Origin of the sequence: Sphingomonas tagetis, assembly GCF_024211275.1 — a bacterium.
Lineage (GTDB): Bacteria > Pseudomonadota > Alphaproteobacteria > Sphingomonadales > Sphingomonadaceae > Sphingomonas > Sphingomonas tagetis.
This window is the reverse complement of the sequence record NZ_JAMLDX010000003.1, coordinates 99,693-115,722: the sequence shown is the minus strand read 5'-3', so window position 1 is coordinate 115,722 and position 16,030 is coordinate 99,693. Positions and strand designations below refer to the sequence as shown.

General features: G+C 68.5%; 17 protein-coding genes. 6 read left to right on the top strand and 11 right to left on the bottom strand.

What is annotated here, in order from left to right; genetic code table 11:
* Positions 1 to 17: 17 nt before the first annotated feature.
* On the bottom strand, positions 18 to 320 hold the full coding sequence (locus tag M9978_RS05240) for a polyhydroxyalkanoic acid system family protein (protein WP_254291926.1): 303 nt from the start codon (positions 318 to 320) through the stop codon (positions 18 to 20).
* A gap of 78 nt (positions 321 to 398) precedes the next feature.
* Between M9978_RS05240 and lnt the strand changes: the two genes are divergently transcribed.
* The 4 genes from lnt (at position 399) to M9978_RS05220 (ending at position 5,043) form a co-directional block, all read left to right on the top strand.
* Positions 399 to 1,946, top strand: coding sequence for an apolipoprotein N-acyltransferase (lnt, locus tag M9978_RS05235; RefSeq protein WP_254291925.1), 1,548 nt, complete (start codon positions 399 to 401; stop codon positions 1,944 to 1,946).
* A 78-nt stretch (positions 1,947 to 2,024) separates the two neighbouring features.
* Positions 2,025 to 3,242, top strand: coding sequence for a methionine adenosyltransferase (gene metK / locus M9978_RS05230; protein WP_254291924.1), 1,218 nt, complete (start codon positions 2,025 to 2,027; stop codon positions 3,240 to 3,242).
* Positions 3,243 to 3,449: 207 nt separating this feature from the next.
* Positions 3,450 to 4,703, top strand: a complete 1,254-nt coding sequence (locus M9978_RS05225) for a threonine synthase (RefSeq protein WP_254291923.1) — start codon at positions 3,450 to 3,452, stop codon at positions 4,701 to 4,703.
* A gap of 67 nt (positions 4,704 to 4,770) precedes the next feature.
* Positions 4,771 to 5,043, top strand: a complete 273-nt coding sequence (locus M9978_RS05220) for a DUF4242 domain-containing protein (RefSeq protein ID WP_254291922.1) — start codon at positions 4,771 to 4,773, stop codon at positions 5,041 to 5,043.
* A gap of 9 nt (positions 5,044 to 5,052) precedes the next feature.
* Here M9978_RS05220 and M9978_RS05215 read toward each other — a convergent pair whose 3' ends face one another.
* Entirely contained in the window at positions 5,053 to 6,645 is a 1,593-nt protein-coding gene (locus tag M9978_RS05215) for an amidase (protein WP_254291921.1), read from the bottom strand.
* An 84-nt stretch (positions 6,646 to 6,729) separates the two neighbouring features.
* Between M9978_RS05215 and M9978_RS05210 the strand changes: the two genes are divergently transcribed.
* Together M9978_RS05210 and trmB are read left to right on the top strand one after the other, a co-directional pair.
* Positions 6,730 to 8,115: an RNB domain-containing ribonuclease gene (locus tag M9978_RS05210; protein WP_254291920.1), complete on the top strand. Its 1,386-nt coding sequence runs from the start codon at positions 6,730 to 6,732 to the stop codon at positions 8,113 to 8,115.
* A gap of 29 nt (positions 8,116 to 8,144) precedes the next feature.
* Entirely contained in the window at positions 8,145 to 8,825 is a 681-nt protein-coding gene (gene trmB, locus M9978_RS05205) for a tRNA (guanine(46)-N(7))-methyltransferase TrmB (RefSeq protein WP_254291919.1), read from the top strand.
* A 47-nt stretch (positions 8,826 to 8,872) separates the two neighbouring features.
* Here trmB and cobU read toward each other — a convergent pair whose 3' ends face one another.
* Genes cobU through M9978_RS05160 form a run of 9 tightly spaced genes read right to left on the bottom strand, consistent with a single transcriptional unit; the run spans position 8,873 to position 16,018 of the window.
* Positions 8,873 to 9,406: a bifunctional adenosylcobinamide kinase/adenosylcobinamide-phosphate guanylyltransferase gene (cobU, locus tag M9978_RS05200; protein WP_254291918.1), complete on the bottom strand. Its 534-nt coding sequence runs from the start codon at positions 9,404 to 9,406 to the stop codon at positions 8,873 to 8,875.
* Positions 9,403 to 10,872: a cobyric acid synthase gene (locus M9978_RS05195; RefSeq protein ID WP_254291917.1), complete on the bottom strand. Its 1,470-nt coding sequence runs from the start codon at positions 10,870 to 10,872 to the stop codon at positions 9,403 to 9,405. The genes cobU and M9978_RS05195 overlap by 4 nt, the downstream gene beginning before the upstream one ends.
* Positions 10,860 to 11,807, bottom strand: a complete 948-nt coding sequence (gene cbiB, locus M9978_RS05190) for an adenosylcobinamide-phosphate synthase CbiB (protein ID WP_254291916.1) — start codon at positions 11,805 to 11,807, stop codon at positions 10,860 to 10,862. Before cbiB ends, M9978_RS05195 begins: the two co-directional genes overlap by 13 nt.
* Positions 11,800 to 12,780 carry a threonine-phosphate decarboxylase gene (locus tag M9978_RS05185; RefSeq protein ID WP_254291915.1) on the bottom strand — a complete coding sequence of 327 codons (981 nt, stop codon included), beginning with the start codon at positions 12,778 to 12,780 and terminating at the stop codon, positions 11,800 to 11,802. The genes cbiB and M9978_RS05185 overlap by 8 nt, the downstream gene beginning before the upstream one ends.
* On the bottom strand, positions 12,777 to 13,496 hold the full coding sequence (locus tag M9978_RS05180) for an adenosylcobinamide-GDP ribazoletransferase (protein WP_254291914.1): 720 nt from the start codon (positions 13,494 to 13,496) through the stop codon (positions 12,777 to 12,779). The genes M9978_RS05185 and M9978_RS05180 overlap by 4 nt, the downstream gene beginning before the upstream one ends.
* Positions 13,493 to 14,062 carry a histidine phosphatase family protein gene (locus M9978_RS05175; RefSeq protein ID WP_254291913.1) on the bottom strand — a complete coding sequence of 190 codons (570 nt, stop codon included), beginning with the start codon at positions 14,060 to 14,062 and terminating at the stop codon, positions 13,493 to 13,495. The genes M9978_RS05180 and M9978_RS05175 overlap by 4 nt, the downstream gene beginning before the upstream one ends.
* Positions 14,059 to 15,075 (bottom strand): nicotinate-nucleotide--dimethylbenzimidazole phosphoribosyltransferase, encoded by a 1,017-nt coding sequence (gene cobT / locus M9978_RS05170; protein ID WP_254291912.1) that lies wholly within the window; start codon positions 15,073 to 15,075, stop codon positions 14,059 to 14,061. The genes M9978_RS05175 and cobT overlap by 4 nt, the downstream gene beginning before the upstream one ends.
* The gene (locus M9978_RS05165; protein WP_254291911.1) at positions 15,072 to 15,479 is read right to left on the bottom strand and encodes a DUF1636 domain-containing protein; all 408 of its coding nucleotides are present in this window, start codon (positions 15,477 to 15,479) and stop codon (positions 15,072 to 15,074) included. The genes cobT and M9978_RS05165 overlap by 4 nt, the downstream gene beginning before the upstream one ends.
* A complete protein-coding gene (locus M9978_RS05160) occupies positions 15,479 to 16,018 on the bottom strand; it encodes a hypothetical protein (protein ID WP_254291910.1) in 540 nt (179 codons plus the stop codon). The genes M9978_RS05165 and M9978_RS05160 overlap by 1 nt, the downstream gene beginning before the upstream one ends.
* Positions 16,019 to 16,030 lie beyond the last annotated feature (12 nt).

The following is a 16,030-nucleotide window of genomic DNA, read 5'->3' as shown; positions in this document are numbered from 1 at the left end:
CGGCCCGTCGGTTCCGCTCACTCGAGCAGCTTGGGCGCTTCCTTCTGCAGCTTCTCGCGAATCTTGTTCGCGAACAGCGCGAGCATCGGCGGCAAATCGACTTCGGCATGGACACGGGTCTCGTGCAGGTCGAGCCGGCTCGCCACGCTCTGCCCCATCGCGGTGACGGTGAAATGCAGCGTATCGCCCTCCCACCTTTCCTGCACCGCGCCGCCGCCGGGAATCATGCTGCCGATCTTGCCGACGCCCTTGGCGAGCCGCGCCCGCGCGCCCTCCTTGCCGAGCTTGTGCGGGATATCGACGATGACGGGGTCAGGCATGGGTTTTCCTCAAGTGTGTTGTCCGTCTGATACGCCCGGCGCTTGTGTCTGTCACGTTGCGAGGCGATACGGTGCGCGATGCTGCCCCGCCCCCGCCTGATCGCCCTCGTCGCCGGCGCTGTCTCAGCGACCGCATTCGCCCCGCTCGACTGGTGGCTCGCGGGGCTCATCTGCGTCGCCATCCTGTTGCGGCTGACGCACGAGGCGCCGAGCCTCAGGCAGGCGCTGCTGCGCGGCTGGCTGTTCGGGCTCAGCCATTTCACGGTCGGCAACAACTGGATCCAGCACGCCTTCGACTATCAGGACAAGATGCCCCCGGCACTGGGCTATCTCGCCGTCGTCCTGCTCTCGCTCTACCTTGCGATCTATCCGGCGCTGGCGATGGGGCTGGCGTGGCGGTTCCGGCAGGCGCGCAAGCCCGACCTGCCCTTCGTCCTGATCGCCGCGGCGGCGTGGATCGTCACCGAATATCTGCGCGGGGTGATCTTCACCGGCTATCCGTGGAACCCGCTCGGCATGATGTGGCTGCCGCTGCCGGGGATCGCGCAGGTCGCGGCGTGGATTGGCACCTATGCCATGTCGGGGCTCGCGATGCTCGGCGGAGGCACGCTGTATCTGGCCAGCATGCGCAACTGGCGCCCGCTCGCCGGTTACGCCGTTGCGGCCCTTGCAGCCGCGCTGATGTTGCATCCGGAGGCGCCGGCACCGCGGGCCGGCGCGCCGCTGGTGCGCGTGCTGCAACCCAATATCGGGCAGGAAGCGACGCTCGACGGCAGCTATGCCAAGAAGGCGATGGACGCGCTGGTGCGGCTGTCCAACGACAAGCAGACGATCCTGCCCGGCGGCCCGGTCCCCCGCCTGATCGTCTGGCCCGAAGGCTCGGTCGATTACTGGATCGAGCAGGGCTATCCGGCGGAATGGTACGGCAAGGCCGATCCGCGCACCGTGCGCCAGATGATCGCGCTGACGCTCGGGCCAAAGGACATGGCGCTGATCGGCGGCAACGCGCTGCTGTTCGGCGGGGACAAGACGCTCGACGCTGCGACCAATTCGGTGTTCGCGATCGATCCCATGGGCGGCATCCGCGGGCGCTACGACAAGGCGCATCTGGTGCCCTATGGCGAATATCTGCCGATGCGCACGCTGCTCCAGCCGCTCGGCCTGTCGCGGCTGGTGGCAGGCGAGATCGACTTTGCGCCGGGGCCGGGACCGCGCACGCTCGACGTGCCGGGCTTCGGCAAGGTGGGGATGCAGATCTGCTACGAGATCATCTTCTCAGGACAAACGGTCGATCCCGGCAACCGCCCCGCAATCCTGTTCAACCCGTCCAACGACGCCTGGTTCGGGGCGTGGGGGCCGCCGCAGCATCTGGCGCAGGCGCGGATGCGGGCGATCGAGGAGGGGCTGCCGATCCTGCGCTCGACCCCCACCGGCATCTCGGCGATCATCGATGCGCATGGCCGCATCGCCGCCGCCGCCGGCATGGGTGAGGCCAAAGCGATCGAGGCGCCGATGCCCGCTGCGCTGCCGCCGACGCTGTTCGCGCGGTTTGGCAATCTGCTGGCCTTCCTCATCGCGGGCGGGCTGCTGATCGCAGCGATTGCCATTCGGCGCGTCACTCGCTAGGGACATCATATAACGACTTCTTTATATCGTTAACTTGATGCCGGGCATGGCAACGGCCTGGCCAATATGAGGACTGACATGCGTTCCAGCTATCTCTTCACGTCGGAGTCGGTGTCCGAGGGTCATCCCGACAAGGTGTCGGACCAGATCTCGGATGCGATCGTCGACCTGTTTCTCGCCAAGGATCCCGAGGCGCGTATCGCGTGCGAGACGCTGACCACCACGCAGCTGGTGGTGCTGGCCGGTGAGATCCGCGGCAAGGGCATCATGGACGAGGCCGGCAACTGGGCGCCGGGCGTGCGCGACGAGGTCGAGCAGGCCGTCCGCGATACGGTCAAGGCGATCGGTTACGAGCAGGACGGCTTCCACTGGGAGACGCTGCGCTTCGAGAACAATCTGCATCCGCAGTCGGCGCATATCGCGCAGGGCGTGGACGCGAGCGGCAACAAGGACGAGGGCGCGGGCGACCAGGGCATCATGTTCGGCTATGCCGCCAACGATACGCCCGACCTGATGCCGGCGACCTTGTACTACAGCCACAAGATCCTCGAGCAGATGGCGGCCGACCGTCATTCGAAGAAGGCGCCGTTCCTCGAACCCGACACCAAGAGCCAGGTGACGTTGCGCTACGAGGGCAGCGTGCCGGTGGCGTGCACCGCGGTCGTCGTCTCGACCCAGCATGGCAAGGGCTATGACGCGGGCGACAAGGAAGCCGAGCTGCACGCCTATGTGAAGGGCGTGATCGCCGATGTCATCCCGGCGCATCTGCTGAGCGACCAGACCGTCTATCACATCAACCCGACCGGCAGCTTCGAGATCGGCGGCCCCGATGGCGATGCGGGCCTGACCGGGCGCAAGATCATCGTCGACACCTATGGCGGGGCTGCCCCGCATGGCGGCGGCGCGTTCAGCGGCAAGGACCCGACCAAGGTCGACCGCTCGGCGGCGTACATCACGCGCTACCTCGCCAAGAACATCGTCGCGGCGGGCCTTGCGCAGCGCTGCACGATCCAGCTCGCTTATGCGATCGGCGTTTCCAAGCCGCTGTCGCTGTACGTCGACACGCACGGCACCGGCACGGTCGGCGACGACAAGATCGAGGAAGCGATCGGCAAGATCGAGAAGCTCGGCGGGCTGACCCCGCGCGGCATCCGCACGCATCTCGGGCTCAACAAGCCGATCTATGCGCGCACCGCCGCCTATGGCCATTTCGGGCGCAAGGCCGAGGGCGACTTCTTCCCATGGGAGCGCACCGACCTCGTCGACGACCTCAAGGCCGCCATCGCCGCCGCCTGAGGCTTCGGGCACCGAACCGATGAGGGGCTGGAGCGCACGTTCCGGCCCCTTCTTCGTGCGCGGCTGACTGGAAAGTCACAAACGTCCCGACATCCATCGCGAGAGCGGCTGACGTGCGGGCGCAGATTCACCAGTCAAAGAGCCTGCCGATCCAAGCAGGCGAAATCCTACATTTCAAGCGCTTGGCGGTAGCGGTAAGAGGGGTGCATGACCCTGCCATCCAACGCCAACCTCGTCACCGACCGCCCGACCTTCGTCACGCATCTCGAATGCGGGCTGACCGGTGAGCGCCATGAAGCCGACCGGCTGCATGGCCTGTCCGCTGCCGGGCGGCCGCTGCTGGTGCGTTATGATCTTCCGGGTGTCGGCGCGGCGCTGAGCAAGGCGGAAATCGCCGCCCGCCCGCGCGACCTGTGGCGCTGGCGCGAGCTGCTGCCGGTGCGCGACACCGCCAACATCATCAGCCTCGGCGAGATCGACACGCCGGTGGTGACGCTCGACCAGATCGGGCGCACGGCGGGCGCAGGCCCCGGCGAGCTGCTGGTCAAGGACGAAGGCCGGCTGCCAACCGGGTCGTTCAAGGCGCGCGGGCTCGTCATGGCGATCAGCATGGCGAAGGAACTGGGCGTCACCGCCATCGCCATGCCGACCAACGGCAATGCCGGCGCGGCGGCCGCCGCATATGCGGCGCAGGCAGGGATGGAGGCGATCATCTTCTGCCCCGACGACACGCCGGAGATCAACGTCCGCGAGATCGCGGCGCAGGGCGCGCGCGTCTATCGCGTCAACGGCCTGATCGATGATTGCGGGAAACTGGTGCGCGAGGGGTGCGCGGCGCGCGGCTGGTTCGACCTCTCGACGCTCAAGGAACCCTATCGGATCGAGGGCAAGAAGACGATGGGACTGGAGCTGGCCGAGCAGTTCGGCTGGGCGCTGCCCGACGTGATCTTCTATCCGACCGGCGGCGGCACCGGCCTCATCGGCATGTGGAAGGCATTCGCCGAATTGCAGGCGCTCGGCTGGATCGGCGCGAAGCTGCCGCGGATGGTGGCGGTGCAAGCCGAGGGCTGCGCGCCGATGGTGCGCGCATGGGAAAATGGCGAGCGCCACGCGGCGCGCTGGGAAGACGCGCACACCATCGCGGCCGGCATTCGCGTGCCGCAGGCGGTGGGCGACTTCCTGATCCTCGACGCGGTGCGCGAGAGCAATGGCCGCGCAATGGCGGTGAGCGACGCGGCGCTGGCGCTGGCGGTGGACGATGCAGCGACCAGCGACGGCCTGCTGCTGTGCCCCGAGGGCGGCGCGACGCTGGCGGCGTGGCGGCAGGCGCGCGCGGAGGGCTGGGTGAAGGACGGGGAGACATCGCTGCTGTTCAACTGCGCGACGGGGCTGAAATACCCGCTGCCGGACAGGTCGAAGACGCTGGACCGGCATCAGCCAATCGACTGGACGGCGATCTAGCGACCTTACTGGACTCAGCGCCGGCGGAGGCGCATTCTCGATCTTTCATGACGCAAGGAGAGGATTCATGCCTCAGTTTGTGATCGAGCGCGAAATGCCCGGCGCCGGTTCGCTCGGTACGGACGATCTGAAAGGCGCTTCCCAGACATCCTGCTCGGTGCTTCGCGACCTCGGACCCGACATTCAGTGGGTGCACAGCTACGTCACCGACGACAAGATCTACTGTATCTACCGCGCGCCCGATGCGGCGCTGATCCGGCAGCATGCCGAGCAGGCGGGCTTTCCCGCGAACAGCGTCGCGCAGGTTCGCACGGTGATCGATCCGACGACGGCGGAGTAGCGGCGTCGATCAGCGCGCCGGTTCCAGTCCCGCCCCGGCATCCACGCTCGCGCGATAGCCCGGCGCGACGCGCGCCTTGGACGCCTGCTCATAGGCCAGGCCCAGTTCCAGCAGCCGTCCGTCGCGCCATTTGCCGCCGATCCATGAAAGCCCGGCCGGCAATCCCTTCACCAGCCCCATCGGCACGGTGAGGTGCGGATAGCCGGCAACGGCAGGAAGCTGGCTCGCGCTGGGGCCGCTGGACTGATCGCCATGCACCGGGTCGGACAGCCAGGGCAGGCCATAGCTCGGGGTGACGATCGCCTCGGCATTCGCTTTCGCCAGCATCGTGTCGATCGCTTCGCTGGCGAGCTTGACGGACCTGGCGCGGGCCTCGGCATATTTGGGGTCGGCGGTGCCGCCGGTCTTCTCCGCCAGCTCGAAGATACCTTGGCCGAAATAGCCCATTTCGGACGCAGCACTGGCCTTGTTGAACGCGATGGCGTCGGCCAGCGTGCGGATCTTCACCGCTGGCGGGGTGGTCGCGAGATAGGCCGCGAGATCGGTCTTGAGCTCCATCAGCAGCACCTGGAATTCGGCGTCGCCAAGGCCCTCGGTTCTGGGCCGCTCGACCTCGACCAGCACCGCGCCCTGCGCCTTGAGCAGCGCAAGCTGCGCGTCGAACCGCGCAGCGAGCGCGGCGTTCATGTTCGGGCGCATCACCGCGAGGCGGACGCCCTTGAGCGACGCGCGTGACCAGTCCGGCGTCAGTGCTTCGCGCCTGCCATCTGCCGCCATCGTCGCCGCGTCGGCGGGATCGCTGCCGATCATCCCGGCGAACAGCGCCGCCGCATCCTTGACGGTTCGCGCCATCGGGCCGGGCGTGTCCTGGCTGTGGCTGATCGGCACGACATGGGTACGGCTGACCGCGCCGACCGTTGGCTTCAGCCCGACCAGCCCGTTCATCGCACTGGGGCAGATCACCGAGCCGTCGGTCTCTGTGCCGACCGCCGCCGCGGCAAGGCTCGCCGCCACCGCCGCGCCACTGCCGCTCGACGAGCCGCAGGCGGTGCGGTCGAGCGCATAGGGGTTGCGGACGAGACCGCCCACGGCGCTCCACCCGCTCATCGAGTCATTGTCGCGGATGTTGGCCCATTCGCTGAGGTTGGTCTTGCCGAGGATGATCGCCCCGGCCGCACGCAGGCTTGCCACCAGCGGCGCGTCGCGGCGGGTGAAATTGGCCTTCAGCGCGAGGCTGCCGGCGGTGGTGGCGTTTTCGGCGGTGTCGATATTGTCCTTGATCAGCACCGGGATGCCGAACAGCGGCCCGCGCGCGATGCGCAGGCGGCGGTCGCGGTCGGCCTTGCGCGCTTGCTCCAGCGCCTGCGGGTTGAGCGCGATGACGCTGCGCAGCTTCGGCCCGGCGCGGTCGAGCAGGCGGACGCGGTCGAGATAGGCCTGGGTGAGCTGGACGCTGGTCAGCTCGCCGCGTGCGAGCATCAGCTGGAGTTCGTCGATCGACTTTTCGGCGACATCCCGCGCCGCGGGTGGCAGCGTCACGCCATCCTGCGCCATTGCGGGACTTACAAGCGCCAGCAGCATCACCGCCAAGCCGATCCGCATCGCATACTCCCACCGCAACAAGTTGCCGACGATAGCCGAGCGCCGGGCCTGTGCAACGACGCTGCGCGAGTCTAGCGTCGTGCCATGAAGACGCTCCGCGACCCCGCCCACGCGCTCGCCGATGGCCTCGCCGCGATCCGCACCGAGTTTCAGGTTCCCGCCGGCTTCCCGGCCGAGGTGCTGGCGGCGGCGGAGACGGCGGCGCGGCGGGTGCCGGGCGAGCATGATGACTGGACCGCCCGGCGCTTCGTCACGCTCGACCCCGCCAGCGCGACCGATCTCGACCAGGCGTTCAGCATCGAGGCGGCCGGGACCGACCTGATCCTGCACTATGCCATCGCCGATGTGGCGTGGTTCGTCGAGGATGGCGGGGCGATCGATGCCGAAGGCTGGTCGCGTGGCGAGACGCTCTATCTGCCCGATGGCAAGGCCGGGCTCTACCCGCCGGTGCTGGCCGAGGGCGCGGCGAGCCTGTTGCCCGACGGGCCGCGCCCGGCGGTGGTGTTCAGCGTGCGGGTGCGGCCGGACGGCGGGGTCAAGCTCGACGCGGCGACGCGCGCGGTGGTCCGCAGCCGCGCGAAGCTCGCTTATGCGAGCGTGCGTGACACGGACCTGCCCGAGGGCTTTGCCGAACTGTCCGCGCGCATCCAGCGCGCCGAGGCCGAGCGCGGCGCGGCGCGAGTCGATCCGCCCGAGCAGGAGCTGGCGCGCGCGGCGAACGGGTCGCTGACGCTGGCGTTTCGCGCGCGGCATGCCTCGGAGGGACAGAATGCCGCGCTCTCGCTCGCGTGCAACATGGCGGTGGCGGACGCGTTGCAGGCGCATGGCACCGGGCTGTTCCGCGTGATGGAGGAGCCCAACGATGGCGCGGTGCGGCGGCTGCGGCTGACCGCGCGGGCGCTCGGCATCGACTGGCCGCAACAGGCGACGCTGACGCAGTTCGAGCGCACGCTCGACGCCGCGCGGCCGCGTGATGCGGCGCTGATGCTGGCGATCCGGCGCGCGGGCAATGGCGCCGGCTATCGCCCGTTTCGCGCGGGCGAGACGCCGTGGCATGCGGCGGTGGCGGCGCCCTACGCCCATGCCACCGCGCCGCTGCGGCGGCTGGCCGACCGCTATGTCGTACAAGCGGCGCTGGCGGTGGCGAACGGACGCGCCGTGCCGGAGCCGGTCGAGGCGGCGTTCGCGCGGCTGCCCAAGGTGATGGCGCGCGCCGACGCACTGGCGGGACGAATCGACCGTGCGGTGATCGACATGGCCGAGGCGGTGATGCTGACGGGGCGCGAGGGCGAGATGTTCGCCGCCGCCGTCACCGACATCGGCGAGCGGGGCGCGGCGATCCAGCTGCGCGACCTGCCCGTCACCGCGCGCGTCGATGATTCGGGACTGACGCCGGGCGATTCGCTCAACGTGAGACTGGCGCTGGCGGAACCCGCGCGGCGCTCGATCGCGTTCGAGCGGCTGGACTGACCGCGCCGCGTGGCGCTAGGGCGCGCGGCATGGACGAACCCCAGAAATTCCGCCGCCTCTATGGCCGCGCCAAGGGCCACAAGTTGCGCGCCGGGCAGGCCGCTTTGGTCGAGGATATGCTGCCGCGTGTCGCAGTGCCGGAGACCGGCACGCTCACATCCGAAGCGCTGTTCGGCGACGCGCGCCCGCTCGAACTGGAGATCGGCTTCGGCGCGGGCGAGCATCTCGCGGGACAGGCGGCGGCGCGGCCCGGTCACGGCTTTATCGGCTGCGAGCCGTTTCTCAACGGCGTGGTCGGCGCACTCGGGCATATCCGTGACCAGCAACTCGGCAATGTCCGCCTGCATATGGGCGACGCGCTGGAAGTGGTCGAGCGGCTGCCCGACGCCAACCTCGACCGCGTGTACCTGCTCCACCCCGATCCCTGGCGCAAGGCGCGCCACGCCAAGCGGCGGATGGTCAATCACGGCCCGCTCGACCTGATCGCGGCCAAGCTCAAGCCGGGTTGCGAGTTTCGCCTCGGTACCGACGATCCGACCTATTGCCGCTGGTCGATGATGGTGATGAACCAGCGCCGCGATTTCGAATGGCAGGCACAGGAAGCGAAGGACTTCCTGACGCGGCCCGACGACTGGCCCGAGACCCGCTACGAGCGCAAGGCGCGGCGGATGGGGCATGAAGTGTGGTATTTCCAGTACCTGCGGATCTGAGCATTTAATATTTTTCTCAGTGCTTTAATTGCTTTCACTGCCACGCTTCAAGGGCGAACACCCGATTGGCCCTTGAGCAGCAACGGGATGCCGGCGACCACCATCTGAGCCTCGGCCACCGAACTCGCGACATGCTGGTTGAGCCGGCCCGCCACATCCCGAAACCTGCGCGCGAGAGGGTTCTCCGGGACGATGCTGAACCCCACCTCATTCGAGACGAGGACAAGCGCTCCCTCGAAGCGTTGGATCGAAGCGCAAAGCTCGATTGCCGCCAGATCGAGATCCGCCTCGGCAAGCAGCAGGTTCGATGCCCAGAGCGTCAGGCAATCGACCAGCACGACAGCGCCCTGGCCGCTTTGTGCGTCGATCGCTGCGACCAGCTCGCGCGGCGCATCGACGGTTTCCCAACGCAGGTCTCGATCGGCGCGGTGACGGGCGATGCGGTCGCGCATTTCGTCATCAAAGGCCTCGGCGGTCGCGATGAACACGTGGCGGCCGGAAAGTGCTTCGGCACGCTGTTGCGCGTAACGGCTCTTGCCCGAGCGCGCGCCGCCAAGAACGAACAGGCTATGAGGCGTCATCGGGTGCACGGCTCCGTCGATTGCGCAAGATGCAGCAGCCCATCGACGTCAAGATGCTGTTCCAGCGCGCCCGCAATCTCGTCGAGAGCGGCGTCGATGTCGGCGGCATAGTCGCGCCCGCCGCCTGTGGCGCCCATGCGCTTGAGCATCATCCGCCGTGCTTGCGCGGAAGCGAGCAGGCCATGGAGATACGTACCCTGCACCAATCCATCGACGCTGATGGCGCCGTCGCGGCCACCATCGCTCAGGCAAACGAGCGGGCGTTCGGTGTCGATGCCGGTCGTCTCGCCCATATGCATCTCATAGCCTTCGACCGGCGCGTCGAATGCGATGCCGCAGACCTGCCGCAGCACCTTGGCCGGAGAGAGTGTGGTCTCGATGTCGAGGAGGCCCAGGCCCTCCGCACGCGAAGGCTGTCCTTCGATTCCCAGCGGGTCGGCGACGCTGCGCCCCAGCATCTGGTAGCCGCCACACAGGCCCAGGATCATGCCGCCGCGGCGGTGATGCGCATGGATATCGATGTCCCAGCCTTGCGCTCGCAGAAAGGCGAGGTCGGCGATCGTCGCCTTCGAACCTGGCAGGACGATCAGAGCGGCGTCTCCGGGAATCGGCCTGCCGGGTGGAACCATCACGAGCTCGACCGCCGGTTCCAGCTTGAGCGGATCGAGGTCATCGAAATTGGAGATTCGCGGTAGGATCGGGCAGACGACCTTGAGCTTGCCATTGCCGGGCTTCGCTGTGCGGTCGAGCACCACTGCGTCCTCGCTGGGCAGCCGCGCTGTCGCGGCCAGCCACGGAACGACGCCGAAGCCGCGCCAGCCGGCGCGTTCCTCGATCGCGCGATAGCCGTCCTCGAACAGCGCCGGATCGCCGCGGAACTTGTTGATGAGAAAGCCCCGGATCATCGCGGCGTCCTCGGGTTCGATCACCGCGCGAGTGCCGACGATCGCGGCGATCACGCCGCCGCGGTCGATATCGCCGACGAGCACCACCGGCACGCCGGCCGCTCGGGCAAAGCCCATGTTCGCGATATCGCCTGCGCGCAGGTTGATCTCGGCAGGAGACCCCGCGCCTTCCACCACCACCAGATCGCATTGCCCGCGAAGCCGGTCATAGCTCGCCAGCACTTCGCCGAGCAGGCTGCCCCGCGCCTCGCGGAAATTGCCCGAGCCGAGCGTACCGCGGACCTTGCCATGAACGATCAGTTGCGACGTGCGGTCGGCCTGGGGCTTGAGCAGCACGGGATTCATGTCGGTGTGCGGCTCGACTCGGCAAGCCATCGCCTGGAGCGCCTGCGCGCGACCGATCTCGCCCCCGTCAACCGTGACCGCGGCGTTGTTCGACATATTCTGTGGCTTGAAGGGGCGGACGCGCAGACCCCGGTTCACGAAGGCGCGGCACAGTCCCGCGACCAGCACCGACTTGCCGACGTCCGAGCCGGTGCCCTGGAGCATCAGAACACCCATGCACTACCTCCCGCCAGCGCCCAGGGCAGCAGGCAGGCGCCGACGTAAATCGCCAGCGCGCGGCGGATATCGCTTGCGCCCGCATTCTCCCGGCCGTTGCCGATCCAAAGCTTGTCGTGCATCACGCCGTCATAGCCGATCGGACCTGCAAGCTTGAGTCCCAGTGCGCCGGCCATCGCCGCTTCGGGCCAGCCGGCATTGGGCGATGCATGCTTGCCCGCGTCGCGCCACAGCGTGCGCCATCCGCCATTTCCTGCAAGGCAGAGCAGAAGGGCGGAGAGCCGCGCTGGCACCAGGTTGAACAGATCGTCGGTGCGGGCCGCGGCCCAGCCGAAGGCACGCCAGCGTTCCTCGCGATGCCCGATCAGGCTGTCGGCGGTATTGACCGCCTTGTAGACCCAGATGCCGGGCAGGCCGAACAGCAGAAGCCAGAAAAGCGGCGCAACGATCCCGTCGCAAAAGCTCTCCGCCAGGCTCTCGATCGCGGCGCGGGCGACGCCGGCCTCGTCGAGCGCATCGGTGTCGCGGCCGACGATACAGCCTGTCGCCCGGCGCGCTGCCGGGAGATCGCCCGCCTCCAACGCGCGTGCGATCGGCCGGACATGGTCGAACAAGCTGCGTTGCGCGAGCGCCGGCCAGGCGAGGATGGCGACTGCAATCCAGCCGTGCGGTGCCAGCCGGACCAACAGCTCATGCTGGACGATCCAGGCAATACTGCCCACGGCCAGCATCAGAACCGACATTGCCGTAATGCCGCTGATGCGGCGTTTCGCGAAGCTCGCGTTCGGCCGGTTCCAGCGCAGTTCGGCCGCGTTCAGAAAGCGAGCGAAAAGGCCGACCGGGTGACCGATCCAGCGATATAATGATTGCGGCCATCCGAACGCCGCATCGAGCGCAAGCGCGACGAGCGCGACGAGCGTGACGGGCTCAGCCATCGGCCAGCGCCAGTCTGAGCCGCGCCAGCGACGGCGCGTCGGGCGGGAGACCGATGCGCAGCCAATGCGGCTGATCGGTGAACGGCCGGGTGAGGATCGAATGACGCGCGAGCTGCTCGAACAGCGACATGGCGCGCTCGACCTCGATCAAGCGGAACAACGGACAACTGCCGACCGCGCGATGGCCGAGGCTCGCGAGCATCGCGTCGAGCGCCTCGGCGTCGTCAAGCAATCGGGCCTGCGCGGTGCTGATCCAGTCATGGTCGCGATAGGCCGCAGTGCCGATGGCGATCGCGGCGGACGATAGCGGCCACGCGCCGAGCAGCGCGCGCAAGGCTGCAATCATGCCTGCCGGCCCCAGTACGAAGCCAAGGCGCACTCCGGCCAAGCCGAAGAATTTGCCGAACGAGCGGAAGATCACCAGCCGCCGGTCGTCGTCGATATGACTGGCCAGACTTTGCTCGGCCCGGGCATCGGCAAAGGCTTCGTCGACAACTAGCCACGCGCCATCGGCTCTTGTTTCGAGAAGGGTCAGCAGCAGCGCGGGATCAATCGCGCGGCCATCGGGATTGGTGGGATTGGCGAGGATCAGCGTACCGTCCGACTGCGCCAGCGCCGCGAAGCCGAGCGGTTCTGTGCCCTCGATCATCTCGCCATGGGTACGATAGCCAGGCGCGAGATAGCGCGCGGGACCGCCAAGGAGCCGGCCGACGAGACGAAGGCCGATCTCAGTGCCGGGAACCGCGCAGACGTGACGCGCATGAAGGCCGAAGGTGCTCGCCGCGGCGGCTTCGAGCCCGGCAAGCACCTCCGGTTCGGGCAGGCGATGCCAGTCGATCGCCAGCGCGTGCACGCCCGGCCAGGGATGCGGGTTGATACCGGTCGAGAGATCGAGCCAGGGCCGGCCGCTGTCGCCGAACCGGCGCTTTGCCGATTCCATGCCGCCGCCGTGCCAGGTCCAGGGTTGCGTCATGCGAGCCGCGCGGCGATTAGCGCGGCGAGCAGCAGCAGGCTTTCCGTAATTTCGATGCCGGCGCCATGCCCGTCGCCCGAGATTCCACCGAGCTTGCCGCGCAGCCACCAGCCGAAGAGAAACATCGCGACGGGTGCCGCGAGCAGGCCCGGCACGAACCAGCAGGCGGCGAGCCACGCGGCCAGCCATAGCGCCACAGCGAGCGGATGCACCGCGTCACGAAATCTCGATGCCAGGCCTTGGTGGAGGCTGGGCAGCCAGCGCGTCCAGAGCAGCGGGCCGATGCGCGCCGCGAACGGCGTCAGAGCGATGGCTGCAAGAATGTTGGCTTCGATCGCGGCGTGAAGCAGCACGAGCTTGGCGACAAGCTGCAGACCGATCGCCACCGTGCCGAAGCTGCCGATATGCGGATCGGCGAGGACGGCCAGCAACCGCTCGCGATCCTTGTGCGCAGCGCCGGCAGCGTCGGCGACGTCACCCAGTCCGTCGAGATGCAGCGCGCCGGTGACGCCGACCCACAGCAACAACGCCGCCAGCGCGCCGATCCAGAGATCGAGCTGCGTGCCCGCCCATCCGCCGCCGGCGACCAGGCCGCCGATGATGAGGCCGACGGCGGGAAACCAGTGCATCGACGCAGCGAACTCGGCGTCGGACACGGCGATCCGCGGTGCCGGCAGCCGGGTGAGGAACTGGATCGCGATGATCAGCCCCTTCATGGATAAAGTCCGGCGACTTGCGCACTGGGTTGCGCGCCGGGCCAGACGCGCAGCGACAGCAGCGCGGCATAAGGGAGGTCGAATGCCCAGAGCTGGCGCTGGTCGAAGCCGCAAAGCAGGTGCAGCGCCGCGCGCAGCGCCCCGCCATGGGTAACGACGAGCGTCGGCACCGGCGCCAGTTCGCCGATCGCCGCGCCCGTGCGCCTGACCAGCGCCGACCAGCGCTCGCCGCCCGGCGGCGGATTGGCGTCGGGGTCGCTCCAGAAGCGTCCGAGCGCCACCTCTTCGATCCCGGCCGCGGGCAATCCGTCCCATTCGCCGAAATCCAGCTCGCGCCAGCGCGGATCGATCGTCGCCTTCAGCGAAAGCTTGTCGGAGATGGCGTCCGCCGCGCGCGATGCTCGCCGCAGGTCGGAGGCGATCAGGTGCTCGATGCCGAGATCCAGTACCTGATCGACGCAGGCGGCGATGCCTTCGCTGGTGGGTTCGCAATCGGTATGCCCCATCATCCTGCCGGGCTCGGTCGGCGCGCCGTGGCGCAGCAAGTGGAGCGCGAAGCTGGTCACAACGATCCGGACACCTGCGCCTCGGCAAAGGTCGCCATGCCGTCATGCGCGGCGAGCGCGGCACGGATGATGCCGACCGCGACCGCCGCGCCGCTGCCTTCGCCCAGCCGCATGCCGAGCGAGAGCAGGGGTTCCAGGCCCAACCGTGCCAGCAACGCCGCATGCCCCGGCTCGGCCGAGCAATGCCCCGCGATGCAGTGTTCAGCGATCGCGGGATTGACCGCGGCGAGCGGCGCGACCGCCGATCCGCTGATGAAGCCGTCCAACACCACCGGCACACCGAGCTGGCGAGCACGAACGACCGCACCGCTGATCGCGGCGATCTCACGTCCGCCGACACGGCGAAGCGTTTCGAACGCCGTGGCCGGCGCATCTGCGTGGAAGGCAAGCGCGCGCGCCACCACATCCGCCTTGCGGGCGACACCACTCGCATCGACCCCGGTCCCGGGGCCGACCCAATCGGCCGCAGCGCCGCCAAAGCTCCGCGCGCAGAGCGCAGCGGCAGCGGTGGAGTTGCCGATCCCCATCTCGCCGACGACGAGCAGGTCCAGGTCGCCGGTCACCACATCCGCGCCAGCGTTGAGCGCGGCCGGGCATTCGGCTTCGCTCATCGCCGGCGCGACGGTGAAATCGGCGGTCGGCGTGTCGAGCTCCAGTGCGATCACCCGGAGTTCGAGTCCCGCAGCCTCGGAGAGCGCATTGATCGCCGCGCCGCCGGCGTGGAAGTTGGCGACCATCTGCACGGTCACGCTCGCCGGAAAGGTGCTGACGCCGTGCGCCGTGACGCCGTGATTGCCCGCGAATATTGCAGTACGCGCGCGTTCGACTCTCGGCCGCTCGCGGCCCTGCCACCCGGCCATGAAGATCGCGATATCCTCAAGCCGGCCAAGCGAGCCGGGCGGTTTGGTCAGCTGTGCCTGCCGCTCTGCCGCCTTTGCGCGGACAGCCGCATCCGGCGCCCGCAAATTCTCCAGCGCTCGCGCGAAGTCCTCGGGAGTGCCGAAAACGCTCATTCGACGACGAACCCGGCAGGCGGCGTGCGCGTGATGAAATGGCCCTTCACGCCGTCCGGCCAGTCACGATATGGCACTTGACCCATCTCGCTCGCGGCATAGCGCACGGCATAATCCAATATCGCCTGCGCCGCGTCCTGCGTCGGCGCGAACCGCCCGAGAACATAGCCGACCTTGCCGGGCGCGCGCAGATGCACGGTGCAAAAGTCCTGGCACGCGAACAGGCACGGCATCTCCTGCACCGCCACGCCGTCGTAACTGGCGTGCCCGGCCTTGACCGCATGCAAGGCGGCAACGAGGCGTGTCCCGCCGCGTACCCCGTCGCCGTCATCCCGCGCATCGGAGGAATGACGGCAGGTGTTGCACGCGACGATCGCCGGTCCGTCATCGACGCGCGTCAGCATCAGGCGGCGGCAGGATGTTGCCGCAGCGGGGCCGGCACGCCGATCGCCACCAGCAGCCGGTACAGCGCGTACAACCCGATCAGGATCGCCCCGTTGCGCAGGAACTGGTCGAGCGAATAGCCCGGATGCAGCGTGATCGCGACGCCGCCCAGCATCATCGCCCAGCAGAGCGTGACCAGCTTCCCCGCCACGAATGCCGCGACATAGGCGATCGCCAGCCGCGCCGCGACCGATTGGAGCTTCAGCTGCGAGAGCGCGGCACAGGCGCCGATCGCCGATCCCGCCGCCGCCGTGCCCAGTCCGAACGCCCAAGCCAGCGTCTTGGGGTCATGCGAATAACCAAGCACCACAAAGCCCCCGGCCTGGTTCGCCGCCCATGCCGCCACGGCCAGCGCGATGCCGTCGCGCCGGCGCATATGCACCGCGGCCAGCGCGGCCAGCGCCGACACGGGCGCGGTGCACGCAAGCGCCAAGCTTGTCGCCATGCTCGCCAGCGTCAGCAGCATGATCCACAGCACCGAAGCGCGCTGCCGGGTCATCCCTCGCGATCC